17 protein-coding genes and 1 pseudogene are annotated in these 20,829 nt (G+C 73.3%); 6 read left to right on the plus strand and 12 right to left on the minus strand.

The features are described 5' to 3' along the window. Positions 1–44: 44 nt before the first annotated feature. Positions 45–875 carry an SAM-dependent methyltransferase gene (locus ACQPXS_RS42180; RefSeq protein WP_433456189.1) on the minus strand — a complete coding sequence of 277 codons (831 nt, stop codon included), beginning with the start codon at positions 873–875 and terminating at the stop codon, positions 45–47. Positions 876–1,020: 145 nt separating this feature from the next. On the opposite strand from ACQPXS_RS42180, the gene ACQPXS_RS42185 reads away from it, so the two are divergent. Together ACQPXS_RS42185 and ACQPXS_RS42190 are read left to right on the plus strand one after the other, a co-directional pair. Continuing rightward, on the plus strand, positions 1,021–2,199 hold the full coding sequence (locus ACQPXS_RS42185) for a MalY/PatB family protein (RefSeq protein WP_433454781.1): 1,179 nt from the start codon (positions 1,021–1,023) through the stop codon (positions 2,197–2,199). Between the two features lie 68 nt (positions 2,200–2,267). Continuing rightward, positions 2,268–2,654: a PPOX class F420-dependent oxidoreductase gene (locus ACQPXS_RS42190; RefSeq protein WP_433454782.1), complete on the plus strand. Its 387-nt coding sequence runs from the start codon at positions 2,268–2,270 to the stop codon at positions 2,652–2,654. Between the two features lie 88 nt (positions 2,655–2,742). Here the strand turns inward: ACQPXS_RS42190 and ACQPXS_RS42195 are convergent, their stop codons facing one another. The 4 genes and pseudogenes from ACQPXS_RS42195 to ACQPXS_RS42210 all read right to left on the minus strand — a co-directional run bounded on the left by ACQPXS_RS42195 (position 2,743) and on the right by ACQPXS_RS42210 (position 5,848). Further along, positions 2,743–3,162 carry a Zn-ribbon domain-containing OB-fold protein gene (locus tag ACQPXS_RS42195; protein ID WP_399175631.1) on the minus strand — a complete coding sequence of 140 codons (420 nt, stop codon included), beginning with the start codon at positions 3,160–3,162 and terminating at the stop codon, positions 2,743–2,745. Between the two features lie 158 nt (positions 3,163–3,320). Then, entirely contained in the window at positions 3,321–4,067 is a 747-nt protein-coding gene (locus ACQPXS_RS42200) for a TetR family transcriptional regulator (RefSeq protein ID WP_433454783.1), read from the minus strand. A 204-nt stretch (positions 4,068–4,271) separates the two neighbouring features. Beyond that, positions 4,272–5,102 (minus strand): annotated as a pseudogene (locus ACQPXS_RS42205) (cytochrome P450); the annotation flags it as partial. Positions 5,103–5,275: 173 nt separating this feature from the next. Then, positions 5,276–5,848 (minus strand): MarR family winged helix-turn-helix transcriptional regulator, encoded by a 573-nt coding sequence (locus ACQPXS_RS42210; protein WP_365331262.1) that lies wholly within the window; start codon positions 5,846–5,848, stop codon positions 5,276–5,278. A gap of 199 nt (positions 5,849–6,047) precedes the next feature. Between ACQPXS_RS42210 and ACQPXS_RS42215 the strand changes: the two genes are divergently transcribed. Further along, positions 6,048–6,890: a hypothetical protein gene (locus ACQPXS_RS42215; RefSeq protein WP_433454784.1), complete on the plus strand. Its 843-nt coding sequence runs from the start codon at positions 6,048–6,050 to the stop codon at positions 6,888–6,890. On the opposite strand, the gene ACQPXS_RS42220 is transcribed toward ACQPXS_RS42215, so the two are convergent. Further along, positions 6,877–9,294 carry a polysaccharide lyase 8 family protein gene (locus ACQPXS_RS42220; protein WP_433454785.1) on the minus strand — a complete coding sequence of 806 codons (2,418 nt, stop codon included), beginning with the start codon at positions 9,292–9,294 and terminating at the stop codon, positions 6,877–6,879. The two genes, ACQPXS_RS42215 and ACQPXS_RS42220, sit on opposite strands and share 14 nt — an antisense overlap. Before the next feature lie 149 nt (positions 9,295–9,443). On the opposite strand from ACQPXS_RS42220, the gene ACQPXS_RS42225 reads away from it, so the two are divergent. From ACQPXS_RS42225 to ACQPXS_RS42235, 3 genes are all read left to right on the plus strand, one after another. Next, positions 9,444–10,073 carry a peptidoglycan-binding protein gene (locus ACQPXS_RS42225; protein WP_433454786.1) on the plus strand — a complete coding sequence of 210 codons (630 nt, stop codon included), beginning with the start codon at positions 9,444–9,446 and terminating at the stop codon, positions 10,071–10,073. Positions 10,074–10,499: 426 nt separating this feature from the next. Beyond that, entirely contained in the window at positions 10,500–10,973 is a 474-nt protein-coding gene (locus ACQPXS_RS42230) for a flavin reductase family protein (protein ID WP_433456191.1), read from the plus strand. Positions 10,974–10,977: 4 nt separating this feature from the next. After that, on the plus strand, positions 10,978–11,199 hold the full coding sequence (locus tag ACQPXS_RS42235; protein ID WP_433454787.1) for a hypothetical protein: 222 nt from the start codon (positions 10,978–10,980) through the stop codon (positions 11,197–11,199). Positions 11,200–11,250: 51 nt separating this feature from the next. Here ACQPXS_RS42235 and ACQPXS_RS42240 read toward each other — a convergent pair whose 3' ends face one another. The 6 genes from ACQPXS_RS42240 to ACQPXS_RS42265 all read right to left on the minus strand — a co-directional run bounded on the left by ACQPXS_RS42240 (position 11,251) and on the right by ACQPXS_RS42265 (position 20,777). Beyond that, positions 11,251–13,668, minus strand: coding sequence for a SpoIIE family protein phosphatase (locus tag ACQPXS_RS42240; RefSeq protein WP_433454788.1), 2,418 nt, complete (start codon positions 13,666–13,668; stop codon positions 11,251–11,253). Positions 13,669–13,850: 182 nt separating this feature from the next. Further along, a complete protein-coding gene (locus ACQPXS_RS42245) occupies positions 13,851–14,231 on the minus strand; it encodes a hypothetical protein (RefSeq protein WP_356315208.1) in 381 nt (126 codons plus the stop codon). Positions 14,232–14,674: 443 nt separating this feature from the next. Continuing rightward, complete coding sequence (locus ACQPXS_RS42250; RefSeq protein WP_433454789.1) at positions 14,675–15,592, minus strand: MurR/RpiR family transcriptional regulator; 918 nt, start codon at positions 15,590–15,592, stop codon at positions 14,675–14,677. A gap of 78 nt (positions 15,593–15,670) precedes the next feature. Then, positions 15,671–17,617, minus strand: a complete 1,947-nt coding sequence (locus ACQPXS_RS42255) for a phospholipid carrier-dependent glycosyltransferase (protein WP_433454790.1) — start codon at positions 17,615–17,617, stop codon at positions 15,671–15,673. 92 nt (positions 17,618–17,709) lie between these two features. Further along, positions 17,710–19,617, minus strand: a complete 1,908-nt coding sequence (locus ACQPXS_RS42260) for a phosphatase PAP2 family protein (protein ID WP_433454791.1) — start codon at positions 19,615–19,617, stop codon at positions 17,710–17,712. Positions 19,618–19,844: 227 nt separating this feature from the next. Continuing rightward, on the minus strand, positions 19,845–20,777 hold the full coding sequence (locus ACQPXS_RS42265) for an N-acetylglucosamine kinase (RefSeq protein ID WP_433454792.1): 933 nt from the start codon (positions 20,775–20,777) through the stop codon (positions 19,845–19,847). Between the last annotated feature and the right edge of the window lie 52 nt (positions 20,778–20,829).

The raw sequence follows: 20,829 nt of genomic DNA on the forward strand, positions 1-20,829 counted from the left end.
CCTCTCGCCCGCACTCAGCGCTTTCCGGATCCCTTCGCCCGTGCTCAGTTCTTGCGGGCCACCCCGCCGAACATCGCGACCTCCTCAGGCTCGGTGCCGTCCGTGTCCTGCGGGCGCCAGCGCGAGCAGGACACGACACCGGGCTCCAGCAGCTCGAGACCGTCGAAGAACCGGGCCACGTCCTCGGGAGTGCGCTGGGTCAGCTTCGGCGTGCCGTGCTCGTTCCAGAACTTCACCGCCTCGTCCACGTCCGGCATCGCCGGGTGGGTGACGGTGTGCGACAGCACCAGATGGCTGCCCGCCGGCAACCGGTCCGTCAACCGCCGTACCAGCCCGTACGGGTCCTCGTCGTCGCCGATGAAGATGATCACGCCGAGCAGCATCAGCGCCACCGGCTCGCTGAAGTCCAGCGTCTTCGCCGCGTGTTCGCAGATCGCGTCGACATTGCGCAGGTCCTCGTCCAGATAGTCGGTACGGCCCTCGGGCGTGCTCGTCAGCAGGGCACGCGCGTGTGCCAGCACCAGCGGGTCGTTGTCGACGTACACGATCCGCGACTCCGGCGCGATCCGCTGGGCGACCTCGTGCGTGTTGTCCGCGGTGGGCAGCCCGGTGCCGACGTCCAGGAACTGCCGGATGCCCACCTCGCCGACCAGGTGACGCACCGCACGGCCCAGGAACAGCCGGTCGGCACGCGCGTACTCCCCGATGCCGGGATGCAGTTGGCGTATCTGGTCGCCGGCCGCGCGGTCGACCTCGTAGTTGTCCTTGCCGCCGAGCCAGTAGTTCCAGATCCGGGCGGTGTGCGGCTGGCTGGTGTTGATGCGGGCACGCAGCGACACGGCCACGTCGTCGGTGGCTGCCGGGTTGTCGGTCACGTGGGTCAGCTCCTGGGTACGGATGAGTTGCCGGACGAGGGGTACACCGTTCAAGACGCAATCTAGACGCCCGAGTTGATCTCCGCTCGCCTCCCGGTCGTTCCGGTCGTTCCCGCGCTCCGCAGGGGCTCCTATCGTGAGCCCCATGACGAGCATCCCGCACGCCACCCCCGGCGAACCCGGCCCGCTGCGCGCCCTCGGCCTGGACCAGCTGCGCCGCCGTACGAGCATGAAATGGCGCACCTACTCCGAGGACGTGCTGCCGCTGTGGGTGGCCGAGATGGACGTATCCCTCGCCGGACCGGTCGTCCGGGCCGTGACCGACGCGCTCGCCCTCGGCGACACCGGGTACCCCGCCGGCACCGCCTACGCCGAGGCGCTGGCCGCGTTCGCCGCACAACGCTGGAACTGGGACGGGATCGCCGTCGAGCGCACCGCGATCGTTCCGGACGTGATGCTCGGTGTGGTCGAGATGATCAGACTGGTCACCGGGCCCGGCGATCCGGTGGTCGTCAATCCGCCGGTGTATCCGCCGTTCTTCCAGTTCGTCGCGCACATGGACCGCAGGGTGGTCGAAGCCCCGCTCGGCGCCGGTCTGCGGATCGACCCGGCCGCTCTGGAGGAGGCGTTCCGGCAGGCGGCCGCCGCGACCGGCCGCGCCGCCTTCCTGCTGTGCAGCCCGCACAATCCCACCGGAACCGTGCACACCGCCGACGAACTGGCCGCCGTCGCCGCCCTCGCCGAGCGGTACGGCGTCCGGGTCGTCGCGGACGAGATCCACGCCCCGCTCGTCGCCCCCGGCGTCCCCTTCGTGCCATACCTGAGCGTGCCGGGCGCCGAACGCGGCCTGTCCCTGATGTCGGCCTCCAAGGGCTGGAACCTGGCCGGCCTCAAAGCCGCCCTCGCCCTCGCCGGGCCCAAGGCCGCCACCGACCTCGACCGGCTCCCCGAGGAGGTCGGCCACGGCCCCAGCCATGTCGGTGTCATCGCCCACACCGCCGCGCTGCGCGAGGCCACCGGCTGGCTGGACGCGCTGCTCGCCGGGCTGGAGACCAACCGGAGCCTGCTCGCCGGCCTGCTCGCCGAGCACCTGCCCGCGATCCGCCTGCACCCCGCCGAGGCGACCTATCTGGCCTGGCTCGACTGCCGCGCGCTCGGTCTCGGCGACGATCCCGCGCAGGTCTTCCTCGACCGCGGCCGGGTCGCCCTCAGCTCCGGCCTGCCCTTCGGCTCCGGCGGCGCGGGGCATGTGCGGCTGAACCTGGCGACCTCACCCGACATCCTCACCGAGGGGATACGGCGCATGGCGGCGGCCCTGCGGTGACCGGCCGGGCCGCAGGAGCGCGTGACCGAGCCGGTCCGCCGAGCAGCGCGGCGCCTACACTGCCGTGCATGGACGACAAGCGGCTGGACCGGCTCGGCTCCGGCAAGTACCTGCTGGTGACCAGCCACCGCAAGAACGGCACCCCGGTCGCCACCCCGGTGTGGGTGGTCCGCGACGGTGACACCCTCGGCGTCTGGACGGCCGCCGACAGCTTCAAGGTCAAGCGGATCCGCCGCCGCTCCGACGTCCTCGTGGGCCCCTGCGACCTGCGCGGCAACCCCACCGGCGACCAGGTCCCGGCCACCGCGGAGATCACCGACGCCGCCACCACCGCCCACTACCGGGACCTGATCGCCCGCAAGTACGGCATTGTCGGCCGCCTCACCCTCCTGGGCAGCCGGCTGCGGCGCGGACTGGACGGAACGGTCGGCATCCGGGTGACCCTCGCGGAGTGAGGACGGTGACGGCCCCTGGCCGACAGCCGCTCACTGCAAGGCAGTTGGTGGCGGGACCGTGGCACCGGTAAGGGTGCGGGCGGGACCGTCAGGTCCACGCGCCCCGGTACGGCTCGTCCAGCAGCTGGAAGACCGGCTCGCCTCGTACCGGATCCTGGGCGGTGGACAGCCGGACCCGGTCGCCGCTGTGGATGCCGACCGGCGGGCCCATGACCCGGCCCCGTACGACGAACCCCTCGGCCATCTCTATCAGCGAGACATTGCGTGCCGCGGGCGTGTTGCGGTGCACCACGGTGGAGTGCCGGACCGTCCCGACCCCCTCGCTGCGTTCGGTGCGCAGCTCGCTGCCCTGGCACACCGGACACAGCAGCCGGTGGTACATCGCGGTGCCGCACCAGGTGCAGCGCTGGAAGACGATGGCGTCCCTGGAGTCCGCGAAGACGGGGTCGAGAACACCCGCCGCGGAGCCGGCCGCCGAATGCGAGGCGTTTGCTGAGTAGTGGTACACGCTGGTCAACTCCCTGCGCTCGGCCGGAATCCCGCGTGTCCGGCGCGCACCGGGCACACGCGTGCGCGGCGGCCGTGCTGCCGTGCACGCCGACAGAGTATGGCACTCAGTGTCACTCGTAAAGGCACTGCGTACCCCCATGTGGCGGGGAAGGTCCGTCAGGTGCGCCCGAGCGCCGTCTCCAGCTCCTGCACCACCCGCCACAGCGGGGCGTCCCGGCGGGACACCAGCACCACCACGTCCTCCGGGCCGCCCTCCGCCTCGCCGGCCGGCAGCGGGGCGATCCGCGCGGGCGCCGCGGCGGGCTCGGCCGGGTGCCCGAACGCCCGCTGCACATACCCCAGCGCGTGGTCCACGGCCGCGCCCGCGTCGTCCCTGCCGTCCGAACGCAGCCAGGAGCGCAGGGCGTTGTTGTGCGCGGCGACCACCGCGGCCGCGACGACATCAGCCCGTAGCGTCCCGTCGGGCCGGCCGGCGAACCGCCCGCGCAGGTACTCGGCGAGCGCGCGCTCGTAACGCCACACCACCGACAGCTCGTAGGCCCGCAGGCCCGGCACCTGTTTGGTGAGGCGGTAGCGCTGCACTGAGAACGCCGGGTTCTCCGCGTACATCCCCAGCACCAGCCGGGCCGCGTCGCACACCCGGCGCACCGGTTCGTCGTCCTCGTCGCTCGCGGCGAGGAAGGCGGTCATGTCGGCCAGGCAGCGCTCGTGGTCGGGGAAGACCACGTCCTCCTTGGAGGGGAAGTAGCGGAAGAACGAACGCCGGCCCACCCCGGCCAGGGCCACGATGTCGTCCACGGTGGTCTGCTCGTACCCGCGTTCCAGGAACAGCTGGAAGGCCGCCGCGACGAGGGCCTCCCGCATCGGAGGCTTCGCGGCCGGCGCCGCGCTGCTGGAGCTCATGGAGGGGAACGTAGCACCCGGACGGAGCCGGATGACACTCAGTGCAGTCCGGGTGGGTGTAAGGGGGAACTGAGTGCTGTGAGGTCGTGTGCGCGCGGTGCCGTCGTACACGCCGATCGAGGCGGGGCCCCGGCGCACGGTGCGCCGGGGCCTTCAGTGCATGGACCTCGGGCAATGGTGGGCGGGCTGTGAGGCCGCCGGACCTCAGGCCAGGGTGACCTCGACCGGCAGCTTCTTGATGCCGTTGACGAAGTTCGAGCAGACTCGCGGGACCTCACCGGTCAGGCGGATCCCGGCGAGGCGCGGGATCAGCTCCTCGAACATGATCCGGATCTCGGTGCGGGCGAGCAGGTTGCCCAGGCACAGATGCGGGCTGCCCTTGCCGAAGGTGACGTGGTCGTTGTTCTGCCGGGTCACGTCGAAGTCGTACGGGTTGCCGAAGACCTCCTCGTCACGGTTGCCGGAGGCGTACCACATCACGACCTTGTCGCCCTCCCTGATCCGCTTGCTGCCCAGCTCGACGTCCCGGGTCGCGGTACGGCGGAAGTGGTAGACGGGGGAGGCCCAGCGGAGGAACTCCTCCACGGCCGTGGGGATCAGGGAGGGGTCCTCCTGGAGACGGGCGAGCTGCTCGGGGTGCTGGAGCAGGGCCAGCATCGAGTGGGTGATCGTGTGCCGGGTGGTCTCGTTGCCCGCGACGACCAGGAGCAGGAAGTAGTTGTCGAAGTCCTGCGCGGACAGCGGGACTCCGTCGCGCGGTGTGGTGTTGACCAGCTTGGACACCAAGTCCGTGCCCTCGCCGCCGCGCCGCTGCCGGGCCAGCTCCCGCCCGTACGCGAACACCTCGAGCGAGGCCGGGGAGCGGAACGGCAGGTCGCGGTACTTCTCGCTCTCCTCGCTGTGCAGCAGCACGTCCGCGTAGTCGGGGTCGGTGTTGCCGATGATGCGGTTGCCCCAGTCGATGAGCCGCTGGTTGTCCGCCGGCGGCACGTCCAGCAGCCGCGCCAGGACGTTGATCGGGAAGTCGGCCGACACCTGCCGGCTCGGCGCCACCGAGCAGTTCTCGGCGGCGTTCCTCGCCGTGTTCCTCCGCTTGCGGGAGGAGTCTGCCGCAGTCCCGCGGCGAGGCTGCGGCGCGAAGGCCTGGTCCGGCAGGGCGTGTTCGTCGCCCTGGTGCGTGTGGCGCGCTCCCGTCTTTGACGGGGCAGTCAGTTGCGGGGGCGCCGTCCGCTGCGCCGGGGTGCCGGCTCGGCGCCGGCGAGCAGTTCCCGGCGGCGCTCCTCGCCGTGCTCCTCCACCTGCAGGACGACCTGCCGCAGCCCCGCCGCGAGGCCGCGGCACTCGGCGTCGCTCAGGCGCGCGGTGACGAACGCCTCCTCCTCGTTGAACTCCGGGAACACCCGCTGCATCAGGTCCTCGCCCTTGTCGGTGAGGCTCAGCAGCACCAGCCGCCCGTCGTCCGGGTGCCCGGCCCGGCGCAGCAGGCCCCGCGACTCCAGGGTGCGCGCGACGCCGGTGAGCGTGCCCTTGGAGATCCCGGCCTCCTCGGCGACATGCCGGGTCTCCGACTCGCCCCACACCCACACCACCCACAGCACGACGAACGCCGTCCAGGTCAGGTCCGAGCCGCGCAGCACCGAGTTCTCCAGGTGCTGCCGCACCGCGGAGGCGGCCCGGTAGATGTTGGCCACGGCCGCCATCTGCTCCCGGCGGATCGGAACACCGCCGAGCTTGGCGGAGGCGAGCCGTTCGGCTTCGGTGATCGATCGCTGGCCGGGCACGGGCGCTCCTCGGGTCGCTGAGCGGGACACCCGTGGCCGCGCCTCGGCCACGGAGGTCGTTCGGACTCAAATTGTACGGAGGCCAGGGCCGGGAACGGGAGCGCCCGTACCCCGACGTAACCTTTCCGCATCCACCGCCGGCACGGCGCGTTTCCGTGCCCGCCGCCGACACGGCCGCACCCGCCCGAGGAGACCCCGTATGCCCGCCGCCCGCCCCCGCCTGCTCTACGTCACCGACCTGGCGTACGAGGCCCGCGGGCGCCGCTACTGCGACGAGGACATCCTCCTCACCTCCCGGCTGCGCGCCCGCTTCGACCTCGCCCTGTGCCATCCGCTGGACGCCGCCGCGCTGATGGACGGCTTCGACGCCGTGGTCGTCCGCAACAGCGGGCCCGTCCTCGGCTACCAGCGCGAGTACGACGCCTTCCGCGCGCGTGCCCTGGCCACCGGTGCCCGCGTGTACAACCCGCTCACCGGCAAGGCGGACATGGCCGGCAAGCAGTACCTGCTCGACCTGAGCGCGGCGGGCTTCCCCGTCATACCGACGGTCGGCCGAGCCGATGAGCTGCACCTGCTGCCGGCCGCCGAGCGCTACGTCGTCAAGCCCATGCTCGGCGCCGACTCCCTCGGCCTGCGGATCGTGCCCGCCCGCCAGGTCGCCGCGCACGCCACCGGCGACGTCCTGATCCAGCCCTGCGTCGACTTCGTCCACGAGGTGTCGTTCTACTTCGTCGACGACGACTTCCAGTACGCCCTGTACGCCCCCGACCCGGAGCGCCGCTGGGAACTGAAGCCCTATGCGGCCACCGCCGCCGACCTGGAGTTCGCCCGGCGTTTCATCGACTGGAACGACCTCGGCCACGGCATCCAGCGCGTCGACGCCTGCCGCACCCGCGACGGCGGCCTCCTGCTGGTCGAACTGGAGGACATGAACCCCTACCTGTCGCTTCAGGCTCTGCCGGAGGAGGCCAGGGACGCCTTCGTCGCCGCGTTCACCGCGTCCCTGGGCCGGTTCGCGCAGGGAGCGCTCAGCCCAGCCTGACGGTGACCCGCTGGGTGGCCCCGGCCGTGCCCGTGAGGTCGCCGAAGGCCAGCGTCAGCGCGGAGCCGGTGGTCGCCGAGACCAGCGTGCCCGGCGCGGACGTCACCGCGGCGACCGCCCGCCGCCAGGTCAGGGTGAGGCTCGTGCGCATGCGCATCGGATCGCTCACCGCGATCACTGCCGTGCCGTCGCCGTTCTCACTGATCATCACGGAGCACGGATCGCTCGCGGTGAGCGTGCCGACCGTTCCGCCGTACCAGAAGTTCACCCCGGTGAAGCCGAGCGAGCGCACCGCGACGCCCTGCCCGCTGTCGGTGTTGGCGAGCACGGTCAGCCAGGCCGCGTCCGCCGCCCGCGCCTGCGTACGGGCCGCGGTGGCGCCCGGCAGCAGCTGGTAGGCGTACGACGCGTTCGCCGGGTCGGTGCCGTGATCGACGTACATCGTCAGGTACTTGCGGTTCAGCACGGTGGTCGCGCCGCCCTTGTTGATCGTGCTCCAGCTGCCGTCGCGGGCGTCGCGCAGGGCCCGTACCGTCGCCCCGCCGGGGACGACATAGCCGCCGTGCCCGCCGATGTGCGCCCACTTCGCCCTGGTGAGCGTCGCCGACCAGGGGTAGGAGGCGGGCTGGACCGTGCCGTCGACGGTGAAGGGGGCGCCGCCGGTGGGGCCGAGGTTGCGGTTCTCCACCGTGGTCTCCACGGCCGTGCCGTCGGTGCAGCTGATGCCCGCGCCGAGACAGACGACCGTGTCGTCCAGGAAGAACCACGACTTCTTCGCCACGAGCGTCGACTGCAGGCCCTTGAGGTACTGCCCGACGGCGGCCCAGCGGCCGTCCGTCGCGCCGCCCACCCAGTTCACGTCCGGCATCGAGGCACCCCAGTCCCCGCCGGCCCCGTCCGCCAGCGCCGTGCGCGAGGCGGTCGTACCGGGCAGCCGGTAAGGGTCGACGGTGGGCCAGAAGGCGTCGCTGTACTGGCCGTTGGCGAAGGCGTCGCCCCACCAGTAGAGCATCCCGGAGCCGGTGTGCCAGCCGCGCAGGTTCTCGCCGTTGCCGGTCTCGTAGTACGTGATGCGCTTGTTCGCCATGCTCAGCGCGGCCGCCCAGCCCGGTCCGCGGTGCGTGGCCCGTGCCATCGACGGGAACAGCCGGTGCCCGGCCGGCTCGGCGACCGCCGTCACCGACCCGTCGTCCTGAACCGCCTTGAGCCGGGCCAGATGCGGCAGGCTCAGCACCGGGTCGGCGAGCGGCGGGCTGTAGTAGTCGCGCTGCATCCAGCCCTTCACCAGGGCGCGCCAGCGGGCGTTCTCCGCCGCGCTCGCACCCTGTCCGAGCAGCACGATCGAGGCCAGGATCGGATGGCCGCGCAGATGGTCGTCCTGCTGGATCTGCTTGGAGTCCGCCGCCGAGAGCCCCCGGCTGATCGCCCGGCCCGCCACGCCGTCCATCACCAGGCCGTTGTGGAGGAACGGCGCCCAGGCGTGCTCCACCGCGTCGAACACGATCTGCCGGTTCGGATCCGTCACCGCCCAACTGGAGCCCGCCAGCGGCGCGAACAGCAGCCCGAGGCCGCCGAGCAGGACCGAGCCGTAGGAGCCGGTGTATGGCACCGTGGTGTGCTGGACGAACGAACCGTCGGCGTACAGGCCGTCGCCGGAGGTGACGTACGGGAACACGGGGGACAGGGCGTCGCGGGCCAGCGCCACCTTGGCCGGGCTCGCCCCGACGACCCCGCGCAGCGCCAGCACCCGGCACAGATCGACCCGGTTGGCGCCCGTGCTCGTCCCGCTGTAGCTCGCCACCGCCGAGTCGGGCACGAAGTGGTCGACGGCGGCGAGGTAGCCGGCGAGCCGGTCGGCCCGCAGGGCGTCGTACATCAGCACGCACACGTCCAGAAGGGCTTGCGGGGCGCCGATCTGCCAGCTGTACCAGTTTCCGTAGCGGGTCTGGTCCGCGTTGTAGACGTCGTCGTGGAGGTGGTCCAGGCCGGTGAGGATCGCGTCGCGCAGATCCGCGTCGCCGGTCAGGCCGGTGCCGGGCTGGCAGTAGGCCTGCGCGAGGGTGCTCAGCCGCGCGTAACTGGTGTTCATGTTGCCCGAGTAGCCGTACGACTCCTGGTCGGTGTCCGGATCCGGGTCGGCGTAGACCAGGTCGGGCCACAGGGAGCCGGCGGCCGGGGCCATCGCGGCCCGGTACCGGCCCGCCGTCGTCCCCAGGTCGGCGAGCCGGCTCTTGAACGGTTCGGCGGTGGGGTCGAAGCCCTCGCCGAGGACGAGGGTGCGCCACCTCGCCCGGAGCGTCGCGAACTCGTCCGACGCGGCGAACGCCCGGGGCCCGAGACCCAGGGCGACAGCGGTTCCCGAACAGACGGCCAGAAAACCGCGGCGTGACCAAGGAGTCGTCATGACGGCGCTTTCTAGCACGCGCTTTCTCAAACGCTCAACATGTCTTGCCGAGTTGAGCGTTTCGAGCGTGTGAGGGGAGTCCGGCCACGCCTGAACGGCGGCACCTCCGTCGTCGTATCTCTGCACGGGGACGACGGAAGGAGAGTCAGGTGCCGACACCGCCCGATCCCGAACGGCCGCAACGCGGACCGGTCCTGGAACCCGTCCGGGTCCTGCGGCCCCGCCGTCTCGACGGCCTCGCGGAGCTGATGCGCGAGATGGACAGCCTTGCGGCGCGACCGGCGGACACCGACGAGGCGGAGACACAGGAACTGCCGCCCGTGGCGGCACCGTCCCGCACCACCGACGTGCTGCGCCGGACCGCCGTCGCCGGGGCCGTGGCCGCCGCCGCTCTCCTCGGCTTCGGCTGCGCCCTGCTCCTCACCGGCCGCCAGCAGGCCGCGGCGACCGCGCCCCCGCACCGGCCGGCGACGACCGCACCCCCCGCCACGGCTCCGGCACCGCCCCCCACGCCCACCGCCGCCACCGACCCCGACGGACCCGGCACCCTCCGCCAGGGCGACACCGGCCCCGAGGTCGCCGAGCTGCAGCAGCGGCTGCTCCGCGTCCCGGACGTCTACCGCGACGGCTCCACCAGCGGCACCTACGACGCCGGCCTGACCGCGGCCGTGGCCCGGTTCCAGCTCTGGTACGGCATCAGCGGCGACGAGACCGGTGTCTATGGCAACGACACACGGCGTGCGCTGGAGTCGCGGACCAGCCTGGGCGACGATTCATGAGAGGGGCGCGGGGAACCCCGGGTGAGCGGTGCGGACCGCGCCCGGACCTCCCCGCGTACGCCGAGGCCGGGCCGTAGCGGCGGACGGGAGCGCGGTGCCATGAGGGACGTGGACGGGACGCGGAGCACAGGGGACACGGACGGCGCGGCGGGCACGGACGGCACGGTGAGCGTGGGCCGTACGGCTGGCACGGACGGTGCGGCGGGCTCGGGCGATGCGGCAGGCGCGGACGGCACGGCAGGCATGGCGGGCGCGGACGGTGCGGTGGGCGCGGGCGGTGCGGCAGACACGGCGGGCACGGACGGCACGGTGCGCCTGGGCCATACGGAATGCACGGCGGGCGCCGGCGGTGCGGCGGGCCCGGCGGGTGTCGGCGGTGCCCCGAGTGTTGCCGGCGCCGGCCCTGGAGCCGGCGGGGACGGTTCCATGGAGGACTTCTTCGCGCGGCTGAACCCCGACATGTGCGTGGTCACGGCCGTCGCCGACGGTGAGCGCGCCGGGTGCCTGGTCGGTTTCGCCTCGCAGTGCTCCATCCGGCCGCCCAGGTTCACCGTCTGGCTGTCCAAGGCCAACCACACCTACCGCGTCGCCCGGGCCGCCCAGCACCTCGGCGTCCACCTGATCACCCGCGACCAGCGGAACCTCGCGGAACTCCTCGGCGGCGAGACCGGGGACGAGGTCGACAAGTTCGCGCGCCTGGAGTGGACGGAGGGGTACGGCGGCGCGGTGGTGCTGCGGAACACCGCGGCCTGGTTCGTCGGCACCATCCTCCACCGCACCGACGGCGGCGACCACGTCGGCTTCGTCCTGGACCCGGTGCAGTGGGGCGAGGGGCGCCCCGGGCCCCTGCTGCGCCTGTCCGACGCGGCCGGCATCAAGGCCGGTCACCCCGTGGAGTGAACCGATGCGAATGCCCGGCGACACCAGGCTGGAGGCATTGCCCCGGCGGCGGCCCGGCGCCATCATGGGCAGCCCGCGGCCGACGGCCGCGCGTACCGCCGCACCACGAACGAAAGCCAGCCCGATGACCGGCTCCCGCATCCCGGGCCTGCTCGTGCCCGCCGTCTTTCTGCTGGCCCTCGTCGTCGGGGCGTTCTGGTACTGGCGGCACCGGGACGACGACTGATCCCGGCCCTGCCCCCGGAGGACCGCCACCGGACCCCGGCGCCGCCCGGCCCTAGTCGTCCGTGTCCGGCGCGTCCGTCACGTCCGTCACGTCCTCCAGCGGCAGCCTGATGTCCAGCACGCACACATCGTCCCGCCCCTCCTCCGCGAGCATCGTGTCGAGCAACGCGTCGAGGGATCCGGAAGCGCCGCAGCCCTGGCCGCGCACCGCTTCGGCCAGCCGGTCCAGGCCCGCGTCCAGGCTCTCACCGGTGCGCTCGACCAAGCCGTCGGTGTACAGCAGCAGCCGGTCCCCGGGCTCCAGACGGAGTTCCGCCGCCTCGAAGACGGGGGCCGCGCTCGCGCCGAGCAGCATGCCGCCGGGCCGCTCGAGATACCGCACCTCGCCGCGGCGCACGAGCAGCGGCGGCAGATGCCCGGCCTGCGCCCAGGCGAGGACGTGCCGGACGGGGTCGTAGCGGGCGAGTACCATCGTGGCGGTGGTCTGGCTGTCGCGGGAGTGCAGCAGCAGGTAGTTGAGGCGCCCCAGCACCCCGGTCAGCGAGGAGCCGGTGGTGACCATGCCCTTCGCGCTGAATCTGAGCTGGGCCATCGTGGCCACCGCGTCGACGCCGTGGCCCGCGACGTCACCGACCACGAACAGCGCGTGCTCGTCGGGAAGTTCGATGGCGCTGAACCAGTCGCCGCCCACATGGACGCCGCTCTGGGCGGGCAGATACGCGACCTCGATACGCAACCCGGCCAGGCGCACCGGCTTGATCGGCAGGGGCAGCAGGGCGTGCTGCAGCCGGGCGGCCAGGGCCCGCTCGGCCTGCAGGATCCCGCGCTGCAGCAGCATCGCCCGCTCGCTCTCCACCAGCGCCAGCTCCGCGCTCCGCTGCCGGGTGAGGTCCTGGACGAAGCCGTGCACCTCGACGGTGGTGCCGTCCGGTGCCGTCACGGCCTCCGCGACCAGTCGCAGATGCCGGACACCCTCGGTCGTGTCGATGCGGAACGGCACGTCGAACGGCCGGGCGTGGCGGACCAGTTCGGTGATCGCGTGGGTGAGCGGGCCCGCGTCCTCCGGCAGGGCGAGGTCCGGGAGCCGTTCCAGAGCGAGCGGCCGCTCGGCCGGGGGCCGGCCGAGCACGGCGTACGTCTGCTCGGACCAGGAGATCTCCTGGGTGACCAGGTTCCAGTTGGCCCAGCCGAGCTTGCCCAGCCGCTGCACATCGGCCAGGCGCTGCTCCTGCCGCTCGGCGGGGCGGTGCCGCAGCCAGGTGACCAGCAGGCCCTCGCCCAGCGGGGCGGCCCGCACCGAGTAGGTGGCGGTCACGGGCACCTCGCCGACCACCTCCTGGTGGACGAACGGCTCGCTCTCGAACGGCACTCCCGTCTCCAGCGCCTGCAGACAGCCCTGCCACAGCGGCTCGCCCGCGAGGGCCGGATAGCTCTCCAGGACCTGTCGGCCGGCCATCTCCCGGCCGGACCGGCCGAACATGTCGACCGCCTCGGAGGTGGCGGCCTCGATGCGGTAGTCCTCCACCTCGCCGGAGGCGGCGCGCAGCGGGGTCAGCATGATCGCCGCGCCGGGCAGCGCGTCGAACACGGCCTGCACGGTCTGGGTGACGGCCTCGCCGGTGCGTTCCTGGCCGGGGTCGAAGGCGCGCAGCCGGCCCGCGCACAGCCGGCTCACGGCCCGCAGCAGCCGCCGTTCGCGCGGTTCGAACGTCCCGCCGCGGCCGCGCCACACGCCGAGGGCGACATGCGCGGAGTCCCCGATGGGCACGGGCAGCCAGGCCCGGCTGGGCCAGCGCTCCGGCGACTCACCGATGATCAGGTACCGGTCGCCGTCCCCGGAGAGGTCCTCCAGCCACCGCGGCTCGCCGGAGCGCAGGGCGTCCAGCGCGGCCACTCCGGACACCGGGGGGACGTACCGCCACTGCGCGGCGAAGGTCGGGTCGACGCCGGCGTGCCCGATCAGTTCGAGCCCGCCCTCGGGCAGCCGCCGGTACAGCATCACGGCGTCGGCGTCCGTCTCGGGCGCGATGTGCTGCAGCAGACACCAGGCCAGTTCCTGCGGCGTGCCGACCCGGACCAGGTCCTGGCCGATGTGCCCGAGTATCTTCGCGAGCTCCACCGTGCCGGTGGGCGCGACGTCCCAGGAGCCGGCGGCCGGCGGTGCGGCGGACGCGGGCGGCGTGCCGGCCGGCTGCTCCTTCGCCGGTGGCAGGGCGCCCAGGGTGAGCCAGCACTGTTCGAGGAGCGTACGGTTGCCCTCCGCGGCGCGCCGCAGCAACTCCTCGTGCGCGGCTTCCGGGGAACAGCCGGTGACGGCCATGAGCACGCCTTTGGCCCGTTCCTGGACCGCCGCGGAGGCGGCCAGGTCCCGGAGCCGTTCCAACTCCGCGCGCTGCCGGGCGACGACCCTCGCCAGTGCGACCGGGTCGCCGCCGGGGGGATCCACCGGGTGAACGGGCTCGCTCGTCACGCGACGAGCATGTCACATCAGGGCCGGTTCGATCACTCGTCTGGCGGGTCCGGTTTCGTATGAGCTTCACACGAGCGTTGCAGGGCCGCCCGAAGGCGTGTGCGAGTCGTCCGCACAAACCCCGCGCAACGGGATGAACGGTGGTGCGCCCTCGACCGCAGGAGCCGGTCGCGGCCCGTCGATCAGCGGCCCGCGCCGCGTCCGGCCAGGGCCTCGCTGACCGCGCGGACGCTGCGGGCGATGTGCTGCAGCTGCAGGACCTCGGCGGCGTACAGCTTGATCGTGTGCTCGATGACCGACTCGGGCAGGCCGAGCATCGGCAGCTCGGCCCGTGCGGTCTGCAGTGCCGTCCGGGCCACCCGGATCTCCTGCTGGACCTGCAGCTGGGCGTGCCGGGCGAGCAGGACGGGGTGCCGGATGAGGGCCGGATAGCTGGCGTAGCGCGCGGGGATCAGCTCACGCAGCCACTTGGCCGCCGAGCGCTCCCAGTCGTACGAGCCCGGCGTCTTGACCTGACAGGGCCAGTCGGGGCTGATGCGGGTGCTGGTCAGAGGCATGATCATCGCTTCCGGTGTGCGGCGTCGTGAGGGTGGTCCGACGGGTGCGGGGCGGCCCCGGCCTAGGGGATGGCCGGGGCCGCCACGGGCGCGTCGCGCAGACGGCGCGCCCCGGTACACCCCGGGCGCCGACGTGGGTAGGGGACGGCGGCTGGGGGTGTCCGTGCGGGGCCCCGGGCATCGGAAACCGGCGCTGCGTGGGGACTGGCATACGCATGGGCGGTCCGTCGGCTTTCTCGGGGCGGTGTGCGAGCGGTGAGTCCGCAGGTGCGGAACGTGCCCGGAGTGGGCCGGGCGCGATCCGTGAGCAGTATTTATATATGCCGTCTGCTTTGCAAGACGTATGAAAACATTCATGCGTGATTTGTCGTGGATGATCCCCGTCCATGGCAGAGAGACCGCGAGATCTTCACCCCACCCGGCGCCAGGGGCGCACGAATCTGTCGGATTCAGTCCTTCATGAAGAAATGGTGCTGGTCGGAGAGCTGCTCGTACTTCTCCAGGCGGGCCTGGGTGCGCTCCGGATCGGCGTCGGTCATGGCCTGCAGCAGCGCGGCCGCCATCACGCCCGGCGCGGCGTAGGAGTCGAACACCAGCCGTGAGCCGGTGCCGGTGGCGAAGGTGACGTCTGCCTCGTCGGCCACCGGCCCGAGCGCCAGGTCGGTCACCAGGGCGACCTTCAGGCCGGCGCCGCGGGCCACCCGGACGGCCTGGAGCGTCTCCTGCGAGTGCCTGGGCATGGCGAAGGCCAGCACCCAGGTGCCGCCGGCCTCACGGCACTGCAGCAGCGTGTCGTAGGCCACGCTGCCGCCCCGGGTGACCAGCCGCACGTCGGGGTGGATGCGGCGGGCCGCGTACCCGAAGTACTCGGCGAGCGACTCCGAGATGCGCAGGCCCAGCACCGTCAGCGGAGTGGAGCGGGACAGCTCGCGACCGACCCGGATGATCTGGTCGGGGTCGGCGAAGTCCCGCCGCAGGTTCTCCAGGTTCTCGATCTCGGCGTCGACGGCCGCCTGCAGCTCGTTCGCCCGGTTCTCCTCGCCCGGCCCGCCGGCCAGCGTGCTCAGCGCGATCGACTGCAGCCTCTCGCGCAGCGCCGGGTAGCCGCTGAAGCCGACGGCCGCCGCGAAGCGGGTGACCGAGGGCTGGCTGACCCCGACCCGGTCGGCCAGCTCGGTGATGGACAGGAAGGCGGCCTCGGTGATGTGCTCGATCAGGTACTGGGCGATGCGCCGCTGCCCCGGCGACAGACGGGGGCCGTCGAAGAGTTCCCTGAGCTGCGAGGTCGGGGCGGCCTCGGCCGCGGGCACGGCCTTGCCGGACGTGATCGCTGATGCCTGTGCGCGTGCCTGCTGCGGCGAGGGCACCGGTCCGCCTCCTTTTTCTGCCACAAGCACTCAACATAGCTCACCCACCGTCAGGAACAGGGGGTTGAGCAGGAGGTTTCAGCGCCGGAAGAGGCTGATGGAATGGCCCACGTCACCGGCCGGTCGGCTGCTGCGGACCAGCTCCGCGAGCCGTCCGCGCGCTTTGGCGAGCGCGGAGTCCGAGACCACCAGCAGACCGTGCACCCGCTCCGGCGGCACCGTGCGCGGATCGGCGGCCTGGATGCCGTAGTACGACGGCACGCCGCTGCCCTTGTACACCAGCCACACCCGCTCGCCCGGATACCGCTGCCGGAGCCGGTCCGCGAGCCGGCCCAGGTCCTGTCCCCAGTCCACGTTGGAGTCGTGCAGCAGCCGGTGGGTGCGGGCGGGGCCGCCGAAGGCCTCGTTGGAGTACGGCAGGTAGGCGGGGAAGGTCCGCAGCGAGCTCACGGCCGTGCACAGCACCAGCGCGGCCGTCGCGGCGGCCGTCCACCGCCGGCCGGGCCGGGGCACACAGGCCGCCGCCACCGCGAGGAACATCGGCACGAACAGCGCGTACCGCGTCCCGAAGTCCCGCGACCCCGTCATGGCCGCCCCGAGCAGCACCCCTGGCGGCAGCAGCACATACGGCGCCGCGGGCCGCAGCCGCCGCAGCGCCACGACCGCCACCGCACCCGCCGCGCCCAGCGCCAGCAGCCCGAGCGGCGTCTTCACCAGCAGGGCGGCCGGCAGATAGTACCAGCGCGAGCCGGTGTACAGGTGCCCGAACAGATAGCCCTGCCACGGGTAGTCCTCCAGCCCGAACTGCACCCGCAGACCGGCGCGGTAGGCACCGGGCACCGGCAGCAGGTCCACCAGTCGGCCGCGCAGCCCGTGGAGGGCCGGGACGGGTTCGGCGGGGGAGAACCGCAGCCCGGGATCGACGGCGAGATACGCGGCCCAGACGACGGCGACCGCCACCACCGCCACGCCGACCGCGCCGGCCGGCGCCGACAGCGCCGTCCGCCGCCGGCCGCCGGGGGCGCCCGCGAGGACGGACAGGGCTGTGCGGCTCCCGGACCGTGGCGCCTTCCGGTCCAGGCCGGTGGCCGCGTCCGGCTCGCCGGCCGGGTGGGTGTCCCGTTCCCGGCCGGTGCCCGTGTCCGGTCGCGCCCCGGTCGGGTGCGTGTCCCGTCGCCGGTCGATGTCCGTGCGCGATCCGGCCGTTGGGCGTGTGCCCTGCACCCGGCCCGCGCCCGTGTCCGGCCGGTCCCCCGGTGACGAGGCCGGTCGCCGGTGCGCTGCCAGGACGGACACCGCGGCCAGGCCCATCAGCACCGGAACCGCCGGCAGGGCGCTCATCTTGGTCGCCACGGCCGCCCCGAGAGCCGCACCGGCGAGCGGCAGGTACAGCCAGGGCCGGCGCCGCGCCCGCCACACCAGCCAGGCCGACGTCAGCACGAACCCGGCCATCGGCACATCCAGCGTGGCCAGCGAGCCGTGGGCGATCAGATCGGGCGAGAAGGCGTACAGCGCGAGCGCCACCAGGCCGCCCGCCGTGCCCGTCAGGTCGCGGGCGAACGCGAAGGCGACCAGCCCGAACAGCAGCGTCAGCACGATCACCGGCAGCCGCGCCCACAGCATCACACGCCAGGGGTCGTTGCCCGACTCGTAGAGCAGATGCCGGCCGACATCCCCCTGGGTGCCGGTGTACGAGGGGTCGTAGTGCGGGTCGGCCACCGCCACACCGGCCGCGATCAGCAGCTTGCCGAGCGGCGGGTGCTCGGGGTTGTAGCGCAGCCGGTGCTCGTGCAGATAGTCGGTGGCGGTCGCGACGTACACGGGCTCGTCGATGGTCGGGGTCTGCTGGACGGCCGTGACGACCATCGCCGCGGCCATCTGGGCGAGCAACAGCGCGGCCAGCAGGGGCACCAGCCACCGCCGGTGGCGGCGCAGCCAGGCGTACGGGCGGTGGCCGGGGGCAGGCCGTCGCGCCCCCTCGGCAGCCGCACGGGTGAGGACCAGGTGCTGTTCGCGCGCCATCATCCGCCCCGCGGTGGCACCGGCCGGAGGGCGGCGGGAACGGTCGTGGGCCTGGTCATGGCCCTACTGTCGCACCGCTCCCGCCGCCGGCGGCGTCACCGCTTCACGAGTCGTACCGACAGACCTTCTGCCGTGTACACGGGTACGGCCCGCAGCCGGTCGGAGTTCACCTCGATCCGAGTGAACCTGCCGCGCAGCCGCGGCACGTCGACGACCGGCACGGTGCCGCCCTCGGCCGGCGGCCGCCCGGTGTCCAGCCGCAGCGACAGCACCGCGGAGTCGCCCAGTACGGCGAGGTGCCCGACCGTCAGCGGCGCCTTGCCGCCGGCGCGCAGGGTGACCTCCAGCGTGCCCGCGTCCTGTGCGTACGCGCCGCGCACCCGCAGCCGCCCGGCCACCCGCAGCGTGCCGCCCGCGACGCGGGCGTCCCCGTGGCCGAGGGCGTCCTCGCAGCCGGCGACCAGCGTGCCCTCCGCCAGCACCGTCCCGCCCGTGTAGCGGTTGCGGCCGGTCAGCGCGAGCGCGCCGGTGCCGCGCTTGGTCAGCCCGCCGCGCCCGTCGATGTCGTTGCGCCAGGCGTCGGCCGCCGAGAAACCGCCCGCCGCCGCGTCCAGCGTGACCGAGACGTCCGAGTCGAAGGCGCCGTAACCGTCCGCGGCGGCGAACAGGTTCAGCCGCCCCCACTGCTCGAAGCCGTCGAGGAGGACGTACCCGGAGGGCAGGCCGGTGGTGCGCAGCACCTCGCGGCGCTGATCGGCCGTCAGATACGGCAGCCGGGTCTCCAGCAGCACCTCCGCGCCCTTCGGCACGGTCAGCGGCAGATCGCGGCCCTGCCGGGTGAGGACGTAGGTCAGCCGGGGCCGGACCGCTCGGGCACTCGCGTCCCGGTCGGCGTACGGGTCGGCGCCGGTGTGGGCGTAGGCGTACAGGGTGTCGGCGCTGGTGCCGGTCCGCGCGGTGAAGTAGGCGAGGGCCTGGGCGCGGGCGGCGGCCTTCAACTGCGCGTTGGCCGGGTCGGCGAGGGCGGCCGCGGCGAGGGCGGTGGCCATGATCCGGCCCCCGATCACGTCGACGGGATGGTGCATGCCGGCCACGATCCGGGTGTGGCTCAGCTCGAACGCGCGGGTCACCAGCTCCTGGAAGCGCTCGGGTACGGCGTAGGCGTAGGCCAGCGCGGCCAGGTGGAAGGCGTTGGTGTGGCCGCTCGGGAAACCGCCGTCGTCGGTGGCGGACGCGCCGCGCTGGCGCAGCAGCTGGGGGGCCACGACCACCGGCGAGTCGTACACCGGGAAGCCGAACGCGTCGGTCCGGCCCGTGTCGACGACCTCGCTGTCCTCGGTCAGGCGCCATGGACGCGGGTACTGGTAGGCGTACTTGGCGGGGTTGCCGGAGGCGTAGGGGCCGCGCACGGTGTCGACCAGTTCGGCGACCTTCCCGAGCGCCGAGTCGTGGGCGCCGGCGCCGAGCGCCGAGCCGGCCGGGGCGTCCGCGGGGACCGCGTCGCTGACGGTGGTCGCGGGTGTGCCGTCGGGCGCGCTCGTGATCGACGTGACCGCCTTCGCGCCCTCCTTGTAGAGACCGGCGAGCGGGCCGAGGCCGGCGATCAGCGCGTAGCTCTGGTGCTGGCGGTCGTAGACGAACGCCTCCTTCGCCTGTGCGTCGGTGCGCGTCCGGGTGACAAGGGCGCAGTAGTCCATGTCGGCGCGCAGCACGTCGGGGCGCAGCGGGGTGCCGGTGTCCCAGGCGGAGCCGGTCTTCCACACCTGGGCGAAGCCGCCGAGGATGCGGACCACCGCGTTGGTCTCGGGCGTGAGGTTGGCGACGACGTTGGTCTTGTAGTCGTCCACGAACGCCGCCGGCGCATTCGCGGCCTTGGCGTCGGCCGCCGGCAGCCAGGCGGCGAGTGCCGGGGCGGCGAGCACGCCCGCCGACGCGGCCAGCGAGGTCTTGAGGAACCCGCGCCGGTTCAGCACGTAGGAGGGGTGCCCGGCAGGTGACGGCATGCCTGTGCCTCTCAGGAGTCGTCCACGGGGTGTCCGGCGGGACGTGCCAAGGTGTGCGATCCCGTGGAGAAGAAGGGGAAGAAGTTGAACTGGTGAATATCTAGGCCTGTGGGGTGTCCCGCCGGGGAGGCCCCGGTGATCTCCGCGTGGTCGGCGGGTGAACGCGGGACGCGCCCTCCACGAAAACGCCCTTCACCGCACACGAGCGAACGCGATCGGGCGAACGCTCACGCGGTCATCGGAGCGGACGCCCTGCGCCCCCGCAGCAGCGAACGCGCCAGTGCCACCGCCCCGTCGACCGGCGGCACCCGCAGCGGCTGCGGCCGGGCCGAGGGCAGGAGCTCGGCGAGAGCGGTGGTGAACGTGTCCTGGAGCAGCGGCTGGGCGAGGACCGTGCCGCCCGCCACCACCACGTCGTCCGCCGCCACACCGCGCCGGGCCAGCAGCGCCACGAGCCCGGCCAGCGAGCGGCCCCCGGCCGAGATCACGGAGCGGGCGAGCGCCGAGCCGGCCTCGGCTGCGGCGAAGACGGCGGGTGCGTGCCGACCCCACGCGGCGGAGGGATCCGTGGCGTGCTCCAACGCCGCGCCCAGTGCGGGCACTTCGGGCACGCCGAACGCCTCGAGGAGTGCCTCCGCCAGCGCGTCGGGCGCCTGCCCGCGGTCGTGCGCGGCCCAGCAGGCGCGTGCCGCCTCCCGGACCAGCCCGGCCGCGCCGCCCTCGTCGCCGAGCGCGGCACCCCAGCCGCCGACCTGCACGAGGGTGCCGTCGGCGCGCCGGCCGACCGCGACCGAGCCGGTACCGGCGACCAGACCGACCCCCCGGTCCAACCCGGCGGCAGGCACGAGGAGTTCGGCGTCGCCCACGACCAGCCCGGGCACGTCGAAGTGGAGGTGCAGGGCGAGGCGTATCTGCTCGCACTGGCGCGGGGTCTCACAGGCGTGGCCGCCCACCGCCAGCGCCGACGGGCGTACGCCGGACGGCAGCGCGCCGGCGACCAGCCCGGCCAGCCAGGACGCGGCGGCCACGGGGTCGTGCGGCCACCAGCCGCTGCTCGTGCGGACGTGGTCGGCGACTCGGGTGTCCCCGGCCACGGCGCGCAGATGTGTCTTGGTGCCGCCCACGTCGATGCCGACCAGGACGGGCATGGAGTCCTGCACGGAACCTCTTTCGTCGGTGCGCCGGCTGACGACGGTGGGCGAACCGTGCCTG

The sequence above is a fragment of the Streptomyces sp. CA-142005 genome, assembly GCF_050942335.1.
Taxonomy (GTDB): domain Bacteria; phylum Actinomycetota; class Actinomycetes; order Streptomycetales; family Streptomycetaceae; genus Streptomyces.